At 69.5% G+C, this 20,985-nt stretch carries 16 protein-coding genes; 7 read left to right on the forward strand and 9 right to left on the reverse strand.

Annotated features, from left to right (window positions below; genetic code table 11):
* Positions 1–28: 28 nt before the first annotated feature.
* From ACWF7A_RS19315 to ACWF7A_RS19325, 3 genes are all read left to right on the forward strand, one after another.
* Positions 29–931 (forward strand): hypothetical protein, encoded by a 903-nt coding sequence (locus tag ACWF7A_RS19315; RefSeq protein WP_452251811.1) that lies wholly within the window; start codon positions 29–31, stop codon positions 929–931.
* Positions 928–3,981, forward strand: a complete 3,054-nt coding sequence (locus ACWF7A_RS19320; protein WP_452251812.1) for a hypothetical protein — start codon at positions 928–930, stop codon at positions 3,979–3,981. The genes ACWF7A_RS19315 and ACWF7A_RS19320 overlap by 4 nt, the downstream gene beginning before the upstream one ends.
* A gap of 190 nt (positions 3,982–4,171) precedes the next feature.
* Positions 4,172–4,519, forward strand: coding sequence for a hypothetical protein (locus tag ACWF7A_RS19325; protein WP_452251813.1), 348 nt, complete (start codon positions 4,172–4,174; stop codon positions 4,517–4,519).
* Positions 4,520–4,683: 164 nt separating this feature from the next.
* Here ACWF7A_RS19325 and ACWF7A_RS19330 read toward each other — a convergent pair whose 3' ends face one another.
* Genes ACWF7A_RS19330 through ACWF7A_RS19355 form a run of 6 tightly spaced genes read right to left on the reverse strand, consistent with a single transcriptional unit; the run spans position 4,684 to position 12,187 of the window.
* Positions 4,684–6,519 (reverse strand): glycoside hydrolase family 3 protein, encoded by a 1,836-nt coding sequence (locus tag ACWF7A_RS19330; RefSeq protein ID WP_452251814.1) that lies wholly within the window; start codon positions 6,517–6,519, stop codon positions 4,684–4,686.
* A gap of 19 nt (positions 6,520–6,538) precedes the next feature.
* Positions 6,539–8,125 (reverse strand): glucoamylase family protein, encoded by a 1,587-nt coding sequence (locus tag ACWF7A_RS19335; protein ID WP_452251815.1) that lies wholly within the window; start codon positions 8,123–8,125, stop codon positions 6,539–6,541.
* Positions 8,126–8,145: 20 nt separating this feature from the next.
* Positions 8,146–8,961, reverse strand: coding sequence for a carbohydrate ABC transporter permease (locus ACWF7A_RS19340; RefSeq protein WP_452251816.1), 816 nt, complete (start codon positions 8,959–8,961; stop codon positions 8,146–8,148).
* A 2-nt stretch (positions 8,962–8,963) separates the two neighbouring features.
* Positions 8,964–9,860: a carbohydrate ABC transporter permease gene (locus ACWF7A_RS19345; protein WP_452251817.1), complete on the reverse strand. Its 897-nt coding sequence runs from the start codon at positions 9,858–9,860 to the stop codon at positions 8,964–8,966.
* Positions 9,857–11,128 carry a sugar ABC transporter substrate-binding protein gene (locus ACWF7A_RS19350; protein ID WP_452251818.1) on the reverse strand — a complete coding sequence of 424 codons (1,272 nt, stop codon included), beginning with the start codon at positions 11,126–11,128 and terminating at the stop codon, positions 9,857–9,859. The genes ACWF7A_RS19345 and ACWF7A_RS19350 overlap by 4 nt, the downstream gene beginning before the upstream one ends.
* Positions 11,129–11,170: 42 nt before the next feature.
* Complete coding sequence (locus ACWF7A_RS19355; RefSeq protein WP_452251819.1) at positions 11,171–12,187, reverse strand: LacI family DNA-binding transcriptional regulator; 1,017 nt, start codon at positions 12,185–12,187, stop codon at positions 11,171–11,173.
* A 556-nt stretch (positions 12,188–12,743) separates the two neighbouring features.
* On the opposite strand from ACWF7A_RS19355, the gene ACWF7A_RS19360 reads away from it, so the two are divergent.
* From ACWF7A_RS19360 to ACWF7A_RS19370, 3 genes are all read left to right on the forward strand, one after another.
* Positions 12,744–13,481, forward strand: a complete 738-nt coding sequence (locus ACWF7A_RS19360) for a chitinase (RefSeq protein ID WP_452251820.1) — start codon at positions 12,744–12,746, stop codon at positions 13,479–13,481.
* Between the two features lie 210 nt (positions 13,482–13,691).
* A complete protein-coding gene (locus ACWF7A_RS19365; RefSeq protein WP_452251821.1) occupies positions 13,692–16,205 on the forward strand; it encodes a glycosyltransferase in 2,514 nt (837 codons plus the stop codon).
* Positions 16,205–17,599 carry a radical SAM protein gene (locus ACWF7A_RS19370; RefSeq protein WP_452251822.1) on the forward strand — a complete coding sequence of 465 codons (1,395 nt, stop codon included), beginning with the start codon at positions 16,205–16,207 and terminating at the stop codon, positions 17,597–17,599. The genes ACWF7A_RS19365 and ACWF7A_RS19370 overlap by 1 nt, the downstream gene beginning before the upstream one ends.
* A 98-nt stretch (positions 17,600–17,697) precedes the next feature.
* Here ACWF7A_RS19370 and ACWF7A_RS19375 read toward each other — a convergent pair whose 3' ends face one another.
* On the reverse strand, positions 17,698–17,859 hold the full coding sequence (locus ACWF7A_RS19375; protein WP_452251823.1) for a hypothetical protein: 162 nt from the start codon (positions 17,857–17,859) through the stop codon (positions 17,698–17,700).
* Positions 17,860–17,975: 116 nt separating this feature from the next.
* A complete protein-coding gene (locus tag ACWF7A_RS19380) occupies positions 17,976–18,551 on the reverse strand; it encodes a QsdR family transcriptional regulator (protein WP_452251824.1) in 576 nt (191 codons plus the stop codon).
* 62 nt (positions 18,552–18,613) lie between these two features.
* Here ACWF7A_RS19380 and ACWF7A_RS19385 point away from each other — a divergent pair, with 62 nt between their 5' ends.
* Positions 18,614–19,531 carry a DUF1295 domain-containing protein gene (locus tag ACWF7A_RS19385; protein WP_452251825.1) on the forward strand — a complete coding sequence of 306 codons (918 nt, stop codon included), beginning with the start codon at positions 18,614–18,616 and terminating at the stop codon, positions 19,529–19,531.
* Here the strand turns inward: ACWF7A_RS19385 and ACWF7A_RS19390 are convergent.
* A complete protein-coding gene (locus tag ACWF7A_RS19390; protein ID WP_452251826.1) occupies positions 19,515–20,906 on the reverse strand; it encodes a BNR-4 repeat-containing protein in 1,392 nt (463 codons plus the stop codon). The genes ACWF7A_RS19385 and ACWF7A_RS19390 overlap by 17 nt on opposite strands.
* Between the last annotated feature and the right edge of the window lie 79 nt (positions 20,907–20,985).

Consider the following 20,985-nt stretch of genomic DNA (forward strand, 5'->3'; position numbering starts at 1 on the left):
GGTAGCCGCCGAAAAGCAACCTGACGCTGTGACGATCGGGAAGATCCGCGCGATGCTCGGTGTCGATCCGGCCGAGTTCCTGTCCACACCGGATGCAGGTTCGGCGCCGACGCTTCCCGCGGAGCCTGCGGCACCTCCAGCCGAGACGCCACCGCTCAACCGGGTCCCGCAGGGCGAGGAGGAGTACGCCGACCGGCGGCGGGATCCGTGGCTCGGTGCACCGCAACCCCTGCAGCCGGACCGGAACCCGATGATCGGGCTGCGCGAACTGTGGCTCGAGACGGTCGCAGATCCTCCGTGGGCGCCGGACGCCGTGCCAACGCTGCCGAAGCTCAGCGATCGGCAGCTCATGACTGATCCTCCGCACGAGCCGCTGTTGCGGCGGGCCTCGATGTCGGCGGTGGTGCAGACGTTGCTCTCCCGACGGGCACCGGACGACGAGATCGACGTGCCTAACCTGGTGGAGCAGCTTGCGTCGGCACGGGCGGTGCGCGAGCTGCCACGCACTTCACGGCCAACGCTGCGGTTCGGCGCGCACGTGCTGCTGGACGAGTCCGAAGCGATGTCCTTGTTCTGGCGCGACCAGTGTGCTCTCGTCGACGTGGTGCGCGACGTCGTCGGAGCGTCGTCCACGCGGGTGAGCGTGCTGACCGGGACGCCGAGCCGCCTGGAGCCCGGCCACCGGCACCCCTCGCCCGGCCGGGCGGTGCTGGTGGTCGGTGGCTTCGGTATCCGCTGGGGACGGGCGGACCAGCCCTCCTGGGAGTCGTACGTGCGGTGGCTCCGGCAACGGGACTGCCGAGTGGTGGCGCTCGTGCCGTTCTCCCGCGACCGCTGGCCAGCCTGGCTGACGGCGTTGCTGCCCGTCGTGAGCTGGGACCGCGTGACGACGGTCGGCGGCGTGAGGGCGGCACTGGGGAGGGCGGCGTGATCCGGGACCGCCTGCGGGAGGAACTGGCCAGGCCGCGACACCGGCCGGACGTGCAGCTCGCGGTGGCGCTGAGCCTCGCGACGCGGATCGAGGCGGAGCTGGTCCGCGCGGTGCGGCTCGCCGTCCTGCCCCACCTCGACGTGGGAGCGGAGTCCGACTTCTGGTTCAGCGACTGGGTCGGGGCGCGCCAGCCACAGGTGGTCGCGTTGCGGCCGAACCTCCTGTGCATGCTGCGGGAACAGCTCGACCGCTTCGAACGACCGGTGCTGGAGACCCTGCGCGCGGTGATCACCGAGATCCACCGCAACCTCTCCCCCGTGCTGGCCCTGGAGGAGGAAGCCACCTGGCTCGCCTGCACGGGTGGGGAGGACGGGCTGGCGACTGCATGCGCGTTGCTGAGACGCGCGTCCAGGGCGATGCGGGTCGACGGCCGCGAGGGCGTGGCAGGCTGGGTCGTGGACGCCATGCGCCGGTTGCCCCAGGAGGTCCTGCAGAGCACCGATGGCTGGCACCTCGTGCTCAACGCGCGGAAGCTGCGGGCGGCTGACATCACCGCGCAGCCCTCGGAGATGACCGACCAGGTGATCGACGAAATCCTGCGACCGGTCGCGCACGATGTCGGCGAGGACGACCTGCGACGGACCGTCGGCGTGCGCTGGGACGACGGCCGGCTGGTGCTGGGCGACGGTGTCCAGGGCGGCGCCACCATCAAGCTGCCGCACCACGTTCCACCGTACGTCTGGCTCGCCGAACGCGGGCACGACCGCGGCGAGTGGCGTGACCTCTCGCGGTGGTCCCACTTCGACCCGGGAGGTCCCGGTGCGGTGTGGTTGCGAACGTTGGACGGCCGCGTGTTCGAGGTCCCCGAAGCGGTCGGCAACACGGTGGAGGCCTCCCCTGTGCTGGTCGAGCTGGACGGCGCACGAGGCGAAGCCGCGCGGTTCTGGTTGCAACCGGTGCGGTTCGGGACCAGCACGGCGGACCGGGCGAGCCAGCCTGTGGCGTTGCTGACGAAGGTGCTGGACTCGATACCGGTCGACCGTTCGTCGCTCGCCGCACTGCACACGTGGCTGACGCAGGACGGCAGGTCGGCGGTACGGCTGCTGCACGGTGAGCTGGAGGAACAGCGCGTCCGGCTCGCCAAGCAGCTGGCCTCGGAGGCCGAGCGGGAGGGGTGGCAGGTCTACCGGGGACGGCAGGACCCGGCGGCGGCGCACTGGCTGAGCGACGAGAAACCACGGGCCGGCCGCAGCGGCATCCTGCTAGTCGTCGACCGCGCCGAGTCGTGGCGGCCCGAACACCTGCGCGGCATGCTGGCGGCGTTGCTGGACGGCACGGTGCAGACGCGCGTGTTGCTGCTGTCACTCGACGCCGGAGCGTGGTGGACAGCGATCGCGCGCACGTTCACGGCGTCCGAAGTGGACTGGAGAGAGCAGAGGCTGGTGCCCGCGCGCGAGGCCGCACCGGACCCGGACCTCGCCGTCGACGCGCTCGGCGCTGAGGGGGATGTCGCGGCGGCACTGAGCACGATGGCGCGGCGCGACGGTGACCCACGGGCGGCGAAAGTGCTGCTGCGCGAGGAACACCTGTACCGCGCGAACCAGGAGTCGGCGTTGAGCGAGCAGCTCGCGGCTCTGGTGTTCCTCGCCACACTGTTGCGACCGTTGCACGTCGGCTCCGCCCGTACGCTGTGCGTCCAGCTGGGACTGATCGCCTCCGCAGACGGCTGGTTGCCGCTGCTCGCGGCGTACGAACGCCTCTACCCGTTCGACCACGAGTCGCTAGACCCGCTGGGGCCGTGCCAGCTCGCCGACCACCTGCTCGGCGCGGTACTGGCCGAGGGCGACGGCGGGTTCGGCGTCGACCCGGTGTGGGCTCGCGAGCTGCTCACCTCCATCGCCGAGTCCCGCTTCCCCGACCGCGCAGTAGCACCCCGGTCGGTCGAGGCGCTGGGGCACGCGGCGGCGCGCTACCCGCAGCTCGCCGTCCGGTTCCTGAATCCGCTCGTGCGCAGGAGACCCGAGCTGGTCATGGACGCGGGCCCGACGGCGATCATGCTGGTCGTCCCGAACGCCGACGTCGAACTGCTGGAGGTGCTCAGCTCTGCGGCACCACCCGCCGCACAACGGCAGGTGCACCTCGACCCCGCGATAGCCGCCGTCGAACAGTTGCTGGTGAAGCGGCTACTGCTCAAGGGCGATCGCAGCCCGGCCCGGGACGCCCCGTTGCACCTGCGGCTGGCCCGCAGCGAGTTCCGCGCGGGCAAACCGGAGATGGCGCTGGCCTCGGCGGAACGCGCGGCCGCCGACTACCGCAGGCTGAGGGCGAGCGACTCGCGCCAGTACACCACCGGCCTGTGCGAGTCGTTGATCCTGCAGAGCGTGCTGCTGGGCGAGTTGAGCGAACCAGTCCGCGCGCTGCGGCTCGCGCAGGACGCCGAGTCGATGCTGAGCAGGATGCAGCTGCGGGAGTGGGAGCGGCCGGACGCGAACCTCGGCACCGCCCTCGCGAACCTCGGCCGGCAGAAAGCCAGATCCGGACACGCGAACGCCCTGGCGGACGTGACCCAGGCCGTGCGAATTCTGCGCGGTCTCGCTGCCGCGCAACCGTTCCAGTACGAGCCGGAGCTCGCCGAGGTGCTGGTCAACCAGTCCGAACGAGCGGCAGAGGCCGGCCGCGACGACCTCGCGCTGACCGCGGCGCAGGAGGCCGTCGACCTAGCCGCACGGCTGTACGAGGCGAATGAGTGGGCCCACGTGCACCGGCGCGCGGCAGCGCACTCGTGTCTCGCGGCCAGGCTCCCCGTGTCCTCGGCACTGAAGCACGCGACCCAGGCGGTGGACCTCTACCGCAAAGCGGTCCAGGCTGCGCCGGCCCGTTTCGAACCGGACCTGGCCAACGCGCTGTTCACCTGCGCCCGGCTGCAGTCCGAACCGGAAGACGCGCTGCCTGCTCTGGAGGAGGCGATCATGCTGTTCGACCGTCACGAGCGCCCGGAGTACCGAGCCGCGGTCGCGCTGCGCGACCAATGGGAGGACGGGTCCGCCTGATCGTCTCCTCTCGGCAGCCCGCCCGCACTGACAAGACCGGTGCGCAACGCAGACCTAGCGGCATCGCAACACAGTTTGGGAGGAACGAGACGACGACTGATCCGGGCGAACTGCTCGACGAACTGGCCGACCTGCGCAAGGGCGCCCGCGATGACCGTCATGGGTACCGGTTCCCGTTGCCGCTCGTAGGTTGCTGCCATTAGCCTCGCTGCCGCTGTCCCAAGCCCTCGACCAACTGGTCGACGGCGGACCGGGCTGGTGGCTCGACCAGTTGATGCACCTCAGGCTCAAGACCGAGGTGGTGCACCCGCTGGCGCTCTCGCCGCACTGGCTCGGCGCGCTCGTCACAGGCCTGCTCACCACGGTCTGGTGGTACCGCTGGTGCGCCGCCTGGTCGGCGTCGAGACCTCGACCGCCACGGCAAGAACTGACCACCGCGACGACCTCACGTCCCGTCGTCTGCATCGGTGCCGTGACTTTGTGCGTGCCGAATACTTCGTCCATGCAGGTTAAGCAGCATGGCAATGCTCGTGGATGACTCCGCCGCGACGGTCCCGTCGGAATCGTCCCGTTCGCCACGCTCCAGGGCATTGCCTCGATCACCAACGACAACATCGTCGCCCCGGAACTGCTCGACGTACTCGTGGAGATCACCGAGACGGTCCTGCCAGATGCCCGCCCACTCACGTGACGCGGCCTGGGCTAGCTCGACGGTGCGCCGTGCCCGAACGGGAAGAGCGGGTCGTCGTAGCCCGCGACGTCCTCGGCGTGCCGGCGCACCTGCTCCATCGAGCGGGGCAGGTCGAACGGGAGCCTGCCCTGGGCGGGGAAGACGCCCGTCAGCGCGTCGGCCAGGGCCTCGTCGGTGCTGCCGTAGCTGACGACCAGGGTCGACACGTGCGGGAGCAACGGCGTCAGCACCGCCGGGCGGTCCAGCGTCACGTCGACGACCAGCGGGCAGACGGCGGCGATGCGGGCGAGCCGCGAGACCAGGCCCGGCGGGAAGTCGAGGGAGCCCTGGTGGAACCACGACTCCAGGAACAGGTCGGAGCGCGGGTCGAACGGCGCCATCAGCCGCACCAGCGCCACGTCCGCCTCTTCCGGTGTGGTGACCACGGTTCCGAGGCGTGCCGCCACCTCTGGCGAGACGTTCTCCACGTAGAGCCTGAGTCCTGGCCTCAGAGGGAGCGCGGCCGCGTCCGGCCCCTCCTGCAGCACCGTGACCGAACGGGCCTGGGCGGCGTGGCCCTCGTCGCGGAAGTCCTGTCGTCCCACCGTCTCCGCCGCCTGGTCCTCGTCGACGAACGGATCGTCGAACAGGCCCAGGTGGAACTTCAGCGCGAGGATCCTGCGGGCGGACTCGTCGATCCGCGCCTCCGTGACGCGGCCCTGCGCCACCAGCTCCAGCAGGACTTCGACGCATTCCTCGCCACCGAACTGGTCGGCTCCCGCGGCGAGGGCCAGTTCCATCCGGCCGTGCGGGTCCAGGTGTTCGACGCCCCAGGCGCGGGCGGGGAGCACCTTGTCGCCGACGTGGTTGTCCATGACGAGCTCCCAGTCGGTGAGCACCACCCCCTCGAAGCCGAGGCGGTCGCGCAGCATCCCGGTGACCACCTGGCGGTTGTAGCCGAACCCGACCTGCTCGATCGGCTCACCGTCGACCTCCAGCCCGACCGGCATGCCGTAGTACGGCATCACCACCGCCGTACCGGCCTCGACGACCGCGCGGAACGGCGCCAGGTGGTCGTCGAAGCGGCCGCCCGGGTAGACCTGCTCACGGCCGTACGGGAAGTGCGCGTCCTCGCCGTCCTTCTGCGGGCCGCCGCCGGGGAAGTGCTTGCTGGTGCAGGCGACCGAGTCCGGTCCGAGCGACGGCCCCTGGAACCCCCGCACGTAGGCCACGGCGAGTTCGGACGTCAGCGCGGCGTCCTGGCCGAACGTGCCCGCCTGCCTGGCCCAGCGCGGTTCGGTGGCCAGGTCGATCGCGGGGTGCAGGGCGTAGCGGATGCCGACCGCGACGTACTCCTGGCGGGCGATGTCCGCGAACCGGCGCACGAGCGACGGATCGCGCAGCGCGGCCAGTCCCAGCGCCTCCGGCCACTGGGAGAAGGCCTTGGCGGTGAAGGAGACACCCGCGTTCTCCAGGAACGCGTGCCGCGGGTCGGTCGAGATGGTGACCGGGATCCCGTGCGGCGTGCTCTCGGCGATGCGCTGGAGGTTGTTGTGCCAGCGCGCGGCCATGCGGGCGTCGTGGAGTGCGTGCACGTTGAAGTGCGAGAGGTGCTTCTCCTTTATCACGACGCTGGTGGGCGACTTGCTGATGTCACCCGGCGCCTCCTTCACGGTGCCGTCCGCTCCCGCCTCGATGACGGTGTGGAACAGCAGTCCCGCCTTCTCCTCCAGCGTGAGCCTGGACAGCAGGTCCTCCACCCTCTCGGCCGCGGGCAGCCGCGGGTCCTCGTAGGGGTCCAGGACACCGTTGCCGTTGAGGTCGCGGTACTCGACACCGTCCTCGGAAATCAGCCGCACGGGCCGCATGCCAACACCTCCGTTGTGCTCAAGCCCGGCTCGCGCCGAACTCCTCTACACCGATCACCGGCCGCAACGCCCGCTCCACGGCGGGGGTCGCGAACGCGCGCCGGATCACGTCCCGGCACAGGACGTTGCCGATCGCCCCCATGACCATCGCCTGGTCCAGCGAGAGGTAGCGCCGCGCGACGGCACCCGACCGCACGGCGACCGAGTCGAAGAAGCCTCCCGAACCGTAGGCACGCAGATCCTGTTGGATGCCAACGAGATTGGCGTAGGCCTCATCGCGTTCGTGCATCATCGCCAGGAACGCGGCGTGCGGGGTGACCACTCCGTCGCCGAACGTGGGCGTGGGGGCGGTGGCGGGACGGCAGGAGCCGAACCCGACGTCGTAGTTCGTCATCTCCTGGTCGGAGAAGTACCCGTTGGCGCCGTTGCCCGGCTCGTTGCCCGGGCCCATGCCGAGCGCGTCGACGCCGTACTCGCGGTAGCCGCCGGCGGGGTTGCTCGCCGGGCTGAAGCCCCAGTAACCGTACTTCGCCTCGACCAGCCCGTGTTCGCGCTGCGCGCGGACGTGCAGCCGGTGGTTGCGGCCCCACGACCGCGGCGCCCACCTGGCCTCGGGCACGAACACGTCCGGCATCAGTTCCTCGAACATCGACCCGCCCCAGCCCGGCACGATCCGCATGCCGCGGTAGGTGTAGGCGCCCTCGAAGACCTCGATGCCGTAGTAGGTGCGGTTCTCCCCCACCGGCTGCGTCTCGTGCCACGACCAGTCGCACGACGCCGGGAACGTCCGCCACATCGCGAAGTACTGCTTCGGCGGGATCTGGCCGGTGATGATGCCGAGGTAGCTGGTGATGCGGGTCTCGGAGACCGTGGTGTCGTAGTGGTGCGTCGTGAGCCAGACCGGGTCGCCGCCGATGTGCGTGCCCCGGTAGACGCCGCCGGGGCGGTCGTGGTCGAACGGGAAGAACCCGCCGTGGACCAGACCGCCGGGCCGCACCGGGTGCTCGGGGTCGTCGCCGGGGTTGTAGAAGGAGTCCCACCGCATGCGCGCGAAGAGCCGCCGTGCCGGCGGGGCCGCCGCGCGGTCCGCTCCCGCCACGACGAGCAGCGCCGCGCCGAGCCAGCCGTTGTCCACACTGGAGCAGAACGGGTGGACGACCGCGCCCGTGCCGGGCCAGGCGCGCAACGCCTCCCCCGTCTCCTCGTCGTACCAGTTGAAGTACATGCCGCTCGCGGTGTGGTGTTCCATCCGCTCCAGGGTGGTGAGCGTCCGGAGCAGCCGTGCCGACGCCTCGTCCTTCGAGATGAACCCGAGCTCGCGGGCGACGACCGTCGACCACAGGTAGCCGCCGATGTTGGTCGGCGAGGTGTAACCGGAGCGATCGGCCGGGGCGAGCGACTCGGGGATGTTGTCCGCGGGCAGGCCGGTGCCCGACGGTGTCATGGCGACGAGGCTGCGCCAGGTGTCGCGGGCCCAGCCGCGGATCCGGGCCGGGTCGTACCCCCGGCCGGGCGCCGCGAGTGCGGACGGGGTGCCGGGGAGCGCGAGCGCGGCGGCGGTTCCCAGGAACAGTGTTCGGCGGGTGATCCCTGCGGCTGAGTTCATGTGAGTCCCCTTCGGACCTCTCACTTGATGCCGGTGGTCGCGATGCCTTCGATGAAGCGCCGCTGGAAGACCAGGAAGACGAGCAGCACCGGGATGACGACGATGGTGGCCCCGGCGAGGAGCAGGCCGTACTGGATGGAGTTCTGGCCGGTCGAGTAGAGGGCGAGGGCGACGGGAAGCGTGTACTCGCTCTCCTGCTGCGCCACCACCAGTGGCCAGAGGAAGTTGTTCCAGCTGCCCAGGAACGTGAGGATGCCCAGCGTGGCGAGCGCGGGCCCGCACAGCGGCAGGACGATGCGGGCGAAGATGCGCACCTCGCCCGCGCCGTCGACGCGTCCGGCGTCGAGCAGCTCACCGGGCAGGCCCGTGATGAACTGCCGCATCAGGAAGACCCCGAACGGCGACACGAGGAACGGCAGGATCAGCGCGGGCAGGGAGTTCGCCAGCCCGGCGTTGACGACCAGGACGTACAGCGGCACGAACGTCACCACGCCGGGGATCATCAGCGTCGCCATGACGACCAGGAACAGCGTCCGCCTGCCCCGGAACTCCAGCTTGGCGAGCGCGTAGCCGACCATCGAGCAGAAGAGCAGGTTCCCCGCCGTGACCAGCACGGCGACGATGGCCGAGTTCAGGAAGTACGTCCCGAACCGCAGACGGGAGAACAGTTGCGTGTAGTTGTCCAGTGACGCGGACTCGGGCAGCCACGTCGGCGGGTTGGCCAGGATCTCGCCCTCGCCCTTGAGGCTGCCCAGCACCATCCAGGCGAACGGCGCGACCACCGCGACGAGCGCGACCGTGAGCGGAACGTAGAGCCACCAGCGTTGCCGGGTCATGGTCAGCTCCTCTCCCGCAGCAGGCGGAACTGCACGGCGGTGACGACCGCGATCACGACGAAGATCAGGTAGCTCATGGCGGAGGCGTAGCCGTAGTTGCCGAAACCGAACTGCCGGTAGGTGTACATGGACGCCGAGATCGTCGAGTTGAGCGGACCGCCGTTGGTCATGACGTAGGGCTCCTCGAAGAACTGCAGGTAGCCGATCGCCGTGGTCACCGAGACGAACAGCAGTGTCGGGCGCAGCAGCGGCAGCGTGATGTACCGGAACCGCCGCACCGCGCCGGCGCCGTCGATGGACGCAGCCTCGTGCAGGGACGCCGGTACCGCCTGCAGCCCTGCCAGGAAGATGATCATCGCGGTGCCGAAGTTGCGCCACGCGGCCATCAGGATCAGCGCGGGCATCGACCAGTCCGGGTCGCCGAGCCAGTTCGGGCCGTCGATCCCGACCCAGCCCAGCACGGTGTTGATCAGCCCGAACTCGTCCTGCAGCAGGAACCTCCACACGACCGCGACCGCCACGATCGAGGTGATCACGGGTGTGTAGAAGCCCAGCCGGAAGAACGCGCGGAACCGCGAGATCCCCTTGTCCAGCACCACGGCCGCCCCGAGCGCGATGACCAGCGTGAGCGGCACGCCGGCCAGCACGAAGTACGCGGTGTTCGCGGCCGCGGTGCGGAACAGCGGGTCGGCGAACGCCTGCAGGTAGTTGTCCAGGCCGACGAACTCCACCGCGAACGGCGTGCGCAGGTCGCGGTTGCGGGTGTCGGTGAGGCTCATGAACAGCGACTGGACGACCGGCCACGCGGTGAACACGAGGAACAGCAGGCAGAACGGCAGGATCAGCAACCACGCCGCCCGCTCGGCCCCGCGGCGGCGGGTCGCCGCGGGCGAGCTCACTTCCCTGTGCCGATGGAGTCGGCCGACGCCTGGGCCGCCTTGAGGGCCGCGGCCGGATCGGCGCCGGAGCGGGCCACCTTCTCGACCTCGGTGTCGAGCGCGGTGATCGCCTGCTCCCAGGTGGCGAAGGTCGGCGGCGCCTGAGCGGTCTCGAGCTGCTTGCCGAACGTCGCTAGCAAGGTGTCGGCGGTGAGGGCCGGGTCCTGCCAGGCGTCGCGCACGGACGGCAGGACGGTCGCCTGCTGGTACCACTTCACCTGGGTCTTCTTGTCCGTCAGCCAGTTCACGAACTTCCACGCGGAGTCGCGGTTCTTCGTCTCCTTGAACACGACGAAGTTCGACCCGCCGACGAAGCTCGACGACGTCTTCTTCACCGGCATCGGCATGACGTCGTACTTGTCCTTGAAGCCGTCACCACCGAGCTTCTCGACCGCCGACATCATCCAGGGACCCGAGATGAACATCGGCACCCTGCCGCTGACGAAGTCGGGCTCGGTGGTGGGCTGTGCGGGGGCTCCCTTGTCCGCGATGCCCTCGGCGAAGAAGGAACCGTAGTACTCCAGCGCCTCCTTCAGCTCGGGGCTGTCGAAGTTGTACGCCCCGTTGTCGTTCTTGGTCAGGGACGCGCCGTTCGACCACGCGAAGGGCAGCAACGACTGCCAGGACCCCGTGCCGCCCGCCTGCAGCCCGATCCCGAACTTGGCGCCGGCCTTGGCCTGCAACGCCTTGGCCATCTCCTTGAGGCCCTGCCAGTCCTTCGGCGGCGTCTCGTACCCGGCGGTCTTGGCCAGGTCCTTGCGGTAGTACAGGAGCCTCGTCTCGACGTACCACGGGATGCCGTAGGACGTCCCGTCCACCTCGGTCGTGCTTTGCGCGCCTTCGAAGAACGCCTTCTTGTCAATCGTGGACGGGGTCGGGTCGAGCGCGCCGAGGCCCGCGAACTCACCCATCCAGGTCGATCCGACCATCGCCGCGTCGGGGGTCTGGCCCGCCGTGATCGCCGAGGTGAACTTGTTGTGCGCGGCGTCCCACGGAATCGCGGTCACCTGGACGTCGACGCCGGGGTTGGCGTCCTCGAACTCCTCGGCGAGCGCGGGGAGCTTCTCCCCCTCGGCGCCCATGGCCCAGACGGTGACGGTGCCGGTGGCGGGGCCGTCGGCGATGCCGGCGCTGCTCTGCCCACCGGCCTGGTCGTCACCGCGCCCGCAGGCGGCCAGCACCAGTACGAGGGCCGACACCCCCGCGAGAGACTTGGCTGTCTTGTGCACCATGGACTCCTCGCCTTCTCTCAGTCTGAAGTGGACGGTGGTTCAGCAGCCGCACGACGAGCGCACGACGAGGCGCGTCGGCAGCATCTGCGCGTGTGCCCGGGGCGCCTCGCCGGCGACGAGCTCGTGCAGGCGATCGGCGGCCAGCGCACCGAGTTCGTGAACGGGCTGGCGCACGGTGGTCAGCCCCGGCCGCACGTACCGCGCGGCCATGACGTCGTCCCAGCCGACCACCGCGATGTCGCCCGGCACCTGACGTCCCGCGTCCTGCAGCGTCGTCATGACCGACAACGCGAGTTCGTCGTTGGCGCACATCAGGGCGTCCGCCTCGTGCGAACCGGCGAGCAACCCACGTGCGAAACCGACGCCTTCGCTCTCGCACAACGCCACCCGCACGGGTTCGGCGGCGAGCAGCCCCCGATCGCGGTGCGCGGCGACGAACCCCGCGTACCGGTTGCGGACGTCCGGCCCGCTGTCCGGGTCACCGACGAACACCGCCCGCCGCCTGCCGTGGTCCAGCACGTGCCCGGCGAGCTCGCGCGCGCTCTCCAGGTTCTCCGCCGCGACCGCCTCGACGCCGTCCCCCGGCTCCCCGGCGATGACGACCACCGGCTTGCGGGAGCGCAACGACCGCACCACCCCGTCCGGGATCGCCGCGAACACCGCGATGGCGTCCACCCGCGTGGCCAGCTGCCGCACGGCCGCGGTCAGATCGGTGCGGCTGTCGGTGAGCACGAGGACGACGGACTGCGCGAGCTCGGCGGCGCGGGCCTCGAAGCCCATCAGCAACTCGGCGTAGTAGGGACCGGACAGCTCCGGCAGCACGAGCCCGTGCGCCTCGTGATGGCGCACCGCCAGGCTCCGCGCTGCTCCGAGCGGCACGTAGCCCAGCTCGTCGACGGCGGCGAGCACCTTCTGCCGGGTCGTCTCGGCCACGACCGTCACGCCCTGGAGCACCCGCGAGACCGTGGCGATCGAGACGCCGGCGCGGTCGGCGACGGAGTAGATCGTCGCCCCCGCCGCCGGGGTGCCGGGAGAGGCTTGCTGCTGCTTGCGCACTGCGCTGCCGTCCTGTCGTCGACCATCTGAATCGATGTAAGCGCTTACATTTCACGCACGCTCAATGTAAGCGCTTACATCATTTCGTTTCGGCAAATATAGGCACGGTCCAGCGACCGACACAAGGGCAGGCAGCGGCCCGACCAGCCGTTCACGGCGGCGAAACCGCAGGTCAAGCCGCTGGCCGAAGCGTCTGACATTTGTTGCCCGGAAGTGAACACCAGCAGGTCCGAGCCCTCGAACCGACCACTGCCCCTCAAGGCCTGACACCAGCGCGCGGTAGCTCCACCGGCTCACCAGGCCACTCGACTGGTCGTCGCATCGGTCAGGACATCTCTACGGAAAGTAGAGACGTCGCACTCCTCCAGCCTCGTTCGCCACCCATTCGGCCCAGTGATCCTCTACTCACCGCCAGATGTCGAGGCGATCACTGGGCCGGTCGCGGTCTTCTGCCATGAGAGCGGTTTCACGCCCCTGCGATTGGTCCATACCTATTGCCGTAGTCCAACGGGATCGGTCGTACCGCGCACGACCGGCATGACAAGAGGAGTTCCGAATGTCGACCCCCCGGTTCCTGAAGCGCGCCGGAGTGGCCGTGGCCGCGCTCGTCGCCACCACCGGCGCACTGGTGCTGCCCGCCACGAGCTCGTCCGCCCAACCGTCCACATCGGACGCGTCCTTCGTGGTGAGCGAGGCCCAGTTCGACCAGATCTTCCCCGGCCGCAACAGCTTCTACACCTACAGCGGCCTGACGGCGGCTCTCGACGCCTACCCCGGCTTCGCCAACACCGGCGACGACACGGTGAAGAAGCAGGAAGCCGCGGCGTTCCTTGCCAACGTGAACCACGAGACCGGCGGCCTCGTCCACGTCGTGGAGCAGAACCAGGCCAACTACCCGCACTACTGCGACGCCGGTCAGCCCTACGGCTGTCCCGCGGGCCAGGCCGCGTACTACGGCCGCGGACCGATCCAGCTGAGCTGGAACTTCAACTACAAGGCCGCCGGCGACAACCTCGGCATCGACCTGCTCGGCAACCCCTACCTCGTCGAACAGGACTCGGCCGTCGCGTGGAAGACCGGCCTTTGGTACTGGAACACCCAGAACGGCCCCGGCACGATGACCCCGCACGACGCCATGGTCAACGGCCGCGGCTTCGGTGAGACGATCCGCAGCATCAACGGGTCCATCGAGTGCAACGGTGGCAACCCCGCGCAGGTGCAGAGCCGGATCGACAAGTACACGCAGATCACCGGGATCCTCGGGGTCCCGACCGGCGACAACCTGTCCTGCTGACCCGAACGCGGCGCGAGGGCCTTTCCCGGTCTCTTTCCCGGGAAGGCCCTCGCGCCGCGTTCGAGTCGCGAACGACCGGCCGCAGCGCGCTCGCACACCAGCAAGTCCTTAAAGGACAGTGCGCGAACGCCTGTTGAGACGCGATCGGCGCGGGGACGCGAGTGTGCGCTACGTTCGATGACGAGTGAATCACTCGGAGTGGAGCGGCCTGTGTCCGTCCTTTGGGGTGTCTCGTTCGACGCCACGGCCATGTCCGGCGTGGTGGTGGAGTTCGTCAAGATCGCCAAGTCCTTCGCTGACCGGGGCTTTCGGGTGCACCTCGACCTCGGTTACGACATCAAGGCCGACAAGGGCCGCTTCTTCCGGCCGTACCGGGACGAGGGCGTGCCGGACTGGATCGTCCTCGACCGGGTCGACGGCACGGCCCGGATCGAGGGGTACGACCAGGAGTTCGTGGCGGCGACGCTGGAGTCCGTGCGACGCGACGAACCTCCGGACGTCGACCGCGTCGTCGCGGAGCTCGCCGACGCGATCGTGCGGACGTGGGAGGACCGCGGCGTCACGCTGGTGATGGTCGAGAACGGCACGTTGCCGGAGAACGTCGCCTACACGAAGGCCTTGTACCGAGCCATCGCGACGTACGGTGCCGCGCACGATCTCGGCCGGTTCGTGCTGTGGCGCGACCACGACCTGATGTGGCAGAGCGAGCCGGAGAAGTACGGGAGCTTCCCCTACCCTGCGACTCCCCCGATGGTGAACTCACCGCACATCCACTACTTCGCGCTGCACGAGGAGGCGAAGCGGCGCACGCTGGAGTGGATGCCGCACCTGCGCAACCTCGACGTCCTGCCCAACACCTTCACCCCGCCCAGCCTCCCGGTGCGGCGCGACTTCCGCGAGCACCACGGCGTTCCGCCGGACGCGAAGCTCATCGCCAGGTTCACCAGGATCATCCCGCAGAAGCGCATCGACCGGGACCTGCACCTGCTCGCGCTGCTGCCGGACGCGTGGCTGTTCATCGCGGGTGACACCGAGGAGAACCCGGACGAGACCAGGAAACTGCGCGCCCTGGCGGAGGAGCTGCAGGTGTCCGTCGTGTTCGGCGGGGTGCTCGAGCCGTGCGAGTCGACGTCCGGTGGTTTCTCGGTGCGCGACCTTCTCGCGCACGCGGACGTGGTGTCGTTCCTGACGTCCTACGACTACGAGAGTTTCGGCAACCCGATAGGCGAGGCGATCGCGGCCGGCGTGCCGTACGTCGCGAGCCGATATGCCCTGTACGACACGGTGTACGCGGGCTTCGAGGCCCCCGTGCTCGACGTCCTCGAGCACGACCTGCCGACGCCGGAGTTCGCCGCGCGGGTGCAGGAGCTCATGACGGATCCGGAGAGGCGGGCGGAAGTGGTGGCGCACAACCAACGACTCGGCGTGCACGGCCGCGCGGCGACGCAGGAGCTGGTCGGTTCCCTGTTCCCGCCACCGATGGGCGAGGACGTGCGGATCAGCGTGGTGTTGCCGGTCTTCGACGAGGCCGCGAACATCGCCGGCGTGCTGCAGTCCCTGCACGACCAGGACGACATCGACCCCGGCACGTACGAGATCGTGCTGGTGGACAACAACTCGACCGACGACACGGTCGCCCTCGCGCGCAAGTTCGCGGAACGGTCGAAGGTGGCCCTGCACGTGATCAGCGAACGCGAGCAGGGCGTCGCGTGTGCCCGCAGGACCGGCATGGAGTTCGCCGCGCACCGAAGCCGCGCCCGCAAGGATCCCGGTGAGCGCTTCTACCTGGTGTCCGCCGACGCGGACTGCCGGGTGGACCGCCGCTGGCTCACCGAGCTGTTCTCCGCGATGGAGGAGGGCAAGGCGGCGATCGGCGTCTGCGACTACTACTACAACGCCGAGCACTTCGTCGGCAGGCCACGGCTCTGGGACGCGATCCAGCGGACGTTGCGGTGCCGCGCGGTGACGTTCTCGTTGTTCGGCGGCTTCCCGGACGGCAAGGGCTTCGCGGTGGAACGCGAGGCCTACGAGAGCGTCGGCGGGATCGAGATCTTCTACCAGCTGCGGAACGGGCGGTTCGTCAACCACCTGTCCGACGACTGGGACTTCGGCATCAAGGTCCGCGGCTCCGGCCACGACATCACCTACGTGCCGCGGTCGAAGGTCGAGATCAACCCGCGCCGGGTCAACCACACGATCGACGAGGTGATCACCGGCCGCGCGTACGGCAGCGACGGCATCATCGTCATGCGGGACATCCGTCCCGAGGCCCCCGAGAAGCAGACCGCCGATCTCACCGAGGCGGAGGCGGTGCAGGCGTGGGAGTTCTCGGTCAAGGACTTCGCGCCCAAGAACGTCGTCCTGCCGGTGCTGCTCACACCGTCCTTTCTGGACGAGAAAGCGGTACTCGCGTTCTTCGGCGACGACCTCGCGACCCGGCTGGCGGAGCGGATCACCGAGATCAAGGAGGAGATGGGCGTGGTGGACTTCCTGCCCATCCACTCCTACAAGACACCGTCGTACCGCCTGTACCTGGAGTTCCGGGACGAGATCTTCACCCGGCTGCGCGCGACCGTCGGCGAGGACATCGGTTACCCGCCTCCACTGCCGGAGTGCTTCGACGAGGTGCCCGAGGGCCGGTTCGCCGAGTTCGTGAAGTACTACTGCGAGGACCGGGAGTCCGGCGAGGCGCACAACTACTTCGGCAACGGAGGGGTGTTCTGATGGACCGCGTTCTGACCGAGCCCAGGGTGTGGGCGGCTCTGCAGGACCCCGCCAACGCGCACCTGCTCGAGTACGTGACCGAGGACCCGTTCGGCGCGCACGTGTTCCCCGGCAACGTGCCCGGCTACGGCGTCGACGACTTCCTCGCCGACCTGAGCGGCCAGCTCGCCTCCACGGCGCCGATCCACCTCTGGTCCTACATCCCCACGTGCGCCTACAAGTGCCGCTTCTGCCAGTACCCGGTCGTGCTCGTCAAGGGCGGCCGCAACCGGGAGAAGCTGTCGCAGTGGGTCGACTGGAACATCCGCGAGGCGCAGTTGTGGCTGCAGCGCGTGCCGGAGCTCGCGAACGCCCCGGTCGGCGAGTTCAACGTCTTCGGCGGTACGCCGTCGTTGCTGCCGGAGGACGACATCCGCCGGCTCCTCGGTTTCTACCAGGACAACTTCGGGTTCACGCAGGACACGACGATCCGGTTCGAGGGCGACCCGAGCACGTTCACCCCGGCGAAGCTGCAGGCGTTGCGGGAACTGGGCTGCACCAAGCTCTCCAGCGGCGTCCAGTCGTTCGACGACGACGTGCTGCGCGAGTGCGGCCGCGAGCACAGCGCGCAGATGTGCGTCGACTTCGTGCGCAACGCCCAGGACGCGGGCTTCGAGTGGATCAGCATCGACCTCATGTACGGCCTGCTGGACCAGACCGTCGACAGCGTCCGGCGCGACCTCGACGTGGTGCTGGAGAACGAGGTCACCGCCGTCGTGTGCACCAAGCTGCACCTCAAGTCCTACGCCGAGACCAGGACCGGTGTCGCCGGCGAGCAGCCCGCGCCGTGGCAGCTGCCGCAGTACCGCGAGAAGCTCGTGCGCGACGGCCACTTCTGGCCCACTTTGCAGGAGCAGTACCGGATGCGCGAGGTCCTCACCGACGGCCTGCGCGCCGCCGGCTACACCGAACACCCCACGATGTACTTCGCCCGCGACGGCCTCGGCCCCGAGAAGTGGAAGTCCATCATGGTCGACCAGGACAAGCAGGAGGCCGAGGTCGCGATCGGCCTCGGCGGCAGCTCCAGCTGCCGCACCTCCGAGGCGATCACCGACGTGAACTGGAAGAACTACGCCCAGGCCGTCGAGGCGGGCCGCGTGCCCCTGGGCTCCGCCACCGGGTTCGACGCGACCGCGCAGGAAGCACGAGCGGTCAAGATGGCCCTGTCGACGCTGCAACCGGTGCGCGAGGACCTGCACCGCGCGACCTACGGCACGTCCCTGCACGAAAGCCCGTGGCGGGAGAAGTTCGCTTCGCTGGCCGAACGCGGTCTGGTCGTGGTCGCCCCCGACGGCATCTCCCTCACCGACGACGGCGAGGTCCTGGTGGAGGCGGTCATCAACACCGAGCTGTGAGGTCAGAGGCCCTTCATGAGGGTGTCGATCGCCTTGCCGGACGACGACCGCACGATGCCGGCGTCGCGCGCACGGCAGCGATCGGCTTCATCGCACCGTCAGTTTTCCGCGGGCCACTGCGGAGCCTGGTGCGTCCACGCGTAGGAGGCGGCGAGCGGCTCGGTCGCCGGAGCCGTGACCGGCGCGGGCGTCTCGTCCCGCGCGGGTGGGCCTGCCACGTACTTGGCGTACAGCTCGTCGAAGATCGGTGTCCTGGTCATGCGCACAATGGTGAAGTTGCGAGGTCACAGATCAAGTGCGAACGCGACTAAACCCCCAGAAGAGGTGACGGACCGCCGACAGAGGGTGGTGTCACGCCGACGATCGGCCCGCGACGTCAGGCGAGCAGCTTCCGGATGATCTCGGTCGCGGTGTCGATGTCCGGCGGCGCGCCGGTGATGACGTCGGAGTAGCAGAACGACTCGGCGAGCCGGACCACCGCGTAGGCCAGCTTGGCCAGCGGGATCTCCGACGTGGCCTCGTCGCGTTCGGCGCGGATGAGGTCGGCCAGGCCGGCCACGAGCCGGTGCTGCACCACGCCCTGCTGGGAGGTCAGCACCCGCAACGCGGTCTCAGGGTCGCGTTCGAGCAGGGCGCGCAGGGCCGGTGAGGCGACGGTGTCGCGCATCGCCTGGTCCAGCACCGCGACCACCCGCGCCATGCCCCGCTGCGGGCTGGCCCGCCACAGACGTGCCCATGCCCGGTGCGTGATGGCCCACAGCACCTCGCCCAGGACGCGGTCGCGGTCGCCGTACCGGCGGTAGAGGGTCGCCCGGCCGATCCCCGCCTCGGTGGCGAGGTCGCCCATGTCGATGCGGCTCTCGCGGAGGAACTGCCGGAGCGCGCAGGCGATCACCGGATCCACCTCGGGCTCGGTGGTCAGGTTCACGTTGGCCTCGGCGTGAGACAGCATGTATAAAGTGTCTCACTGAGACAAACAGCCAGAATGTCTCACCTGGCGACGAGGAGTGCGGCATGCCGCGGGTCTGGGGAATGCTGCCGTTCGTGCTGGCCGGGGCCGCGTTGCTGCTCGCTCCGGCGACGGCGGGGGCCGCCTGGTGGAACCTCGGGGTGCAGGTCGTCCTGTTCACCCTGGCCGCGGCGATCCCCGGGTACCTCACGCGGCACGTGTCGTACGTCGACGTCGCCTGGCCGTGGGGGCTGGTGGGCATCGGCCTGGTCACCCTGTTCACGGCCGAGCCCGGCGTGGTGACGGTCGCGACCGCGGCCGCCTACGTCGCCATGGGCCTGCGGATGGGGCTGTGGAGCCTGGTGCTCACGGTGAAGCACGGCTGGTGGAAGCCCGGCGCGCCCAAGGTCGAGCTGCCCCGGTACCAGTACCAGCGGCGGCGCTGGGAGCGGCAGGGGTTCCGCAGCGAGACGTGGTCCGTCCAGTACGAGATCTGGTTGCAGGGGCTCGCGAACGCGTCGGTGCTCGCCGTTCCCGCCCTCCTCGTCGCGGCCGACCACCCGGCGCTCTCGGTCTGGTCCTCGGTCGCCCTGGTCCTGTGGGCCGCGTCCTACGTGCTGGAGTCGGTGGCGGACAGGCAGAAGCAGCGGTTCGCCGCGCGTGGCGGGCGGCGCACGTGCGACGAGGGGCTGTGGCGCTACAGCAGGCACCCGAACTACTTCTTCCAGTGGATGCAGTGGAACGCGCTGGTCCTGCTCGCGCTGCCGTCGCTCGTGGCCCGGTTCGGAGACACGCCGCTGGTCGTGTGGGTGCTGCTGGCGCTGGGGCTGTTCCTCGCCTCCTGGACGCTCTACGTCACGCTGACCAAGCACACCGGCGCGCGGCCCGCCGAGCACTACAGCGTCCAGAAACGTCCCGACTACGCGCGGTACCAGGCCACCACCAACATGTTCTTCCCCGGCCCGGTCAAGAACCCAGCCTGAAGTCGGCGACGCGGATCGGCGACGGTGTGGTGCCGGTGGAGGTCTGCTGGTACTGCACCGACAGGATCCCTTGTGAGGCAACGCGGGACGTGTCCACGTTGACCTCGCCGAACGCCTGCAGCGAGGGGCGGTCGAACACGGTCGTCCAGTCCGTCCAGCCGCTCGCCCTCGTGGCCGCCACGATCTTGCCGCGCGGCATCACCAGGTAGGCGTTGTCGTCGCGGTCGAGGACGATCCTGGTGCGCTGGGTGTGGTTCGGCGGGATCGGGACCTCCCTCTTGGCCCAGGTGCCGTCCGCACGGCGGAAGACGTGGAACGTGCGGCCGTACTGGGCGCGCTGGGCGGCGTAGTTCGAGACGCACTGGGTGAAGCGGCCGGGGACGTAGCTGATCACCGCGTGCGGCCGTCCGCCGGTGTCGATCGCCTGGCTCTCCTGGTTCATCAGGCCGTGGTTCGGGTCGAGCGGGTCGACGACCAGTCCCGGTGAGCCGACACCGACCCGCGTACCGCCGGTCGTGCCGACGACGGTCCCCGCGCCGTTGCGCCAGGTTCGGCCGCGATCGTCGCTGTAGACGTAGCCGGTGTCGTGGTTCGTCAGGCCGCCGGCGTTGCACAGCACACCCGCATTGCCTTCGCGCCAAGTGAAAGTGGCGTGCAACCGTCCACTTCGGTCATAGGTCAGACCGTGCAGGTACATGTTGCGGGTCGTGGAGACCACGCCGTTCGGCCCGGTGTACGAGCCCGTCGCGGACGACCAGGCACCCAGCTTGCGCCACGTTCCGCCGGTGTACTCGGCCAGCTCGTTGACGCCGTTGCCCGACCCGCCGGTGCGGTAGCTGAACTGCAGTCTGCCCTCCGGCGTGACGACGAACTGCGGGTACGTCATCGCGCCGAGCTCGACGTCCCCGAGCGTGCGCCGCACCGTGCCGAACGACGCGGCGGTCCACGGCTGCGCGCCGATCGCCAGTCCGGGTTCCGAGCGCAGGTAGAACAGGCGGGTGTTGTGGGTGTCCAACGCGACGTGGATCGTGTTGTCCTGCGGGGAGATTCCCAGCGAGATCACGTTGTGCGAGTCGTTGGTGCTGAGCTGGTGCGGCAGGACCACGGTCTCCCAACGCGTGCCGCCCACGGTTCTGCGCGCGATCACGGCACTGCGGTTCGCGGTGTACCAGGTGGCGTACTGGCGGCCCTGGTAGGTCAGGATCGCGTCCTGCTGGAACGAGTTGTTGTTCACCAGCCCGTCGTACGAGACGAAGTACAGCGCCGAGGCGTCCAGCACCGTGTCGGAGACGAGGCCGACCCCCGGTTGCGCCTGCGCGGGCGTCGGCACGAGCAGCGCAACGGCGGTCAGCAGTGAGACGAACGTCCTGGCCATGCCCTCGGAGCGTGCAGTCGAACAGGATCGAACGCAAGCGTCGACTTGTTCGATAACACCAGAGCCCCGTGAACGGCCC

Source organism: Lentzea sp. NPDC055074, assembly GCF_053608005.1.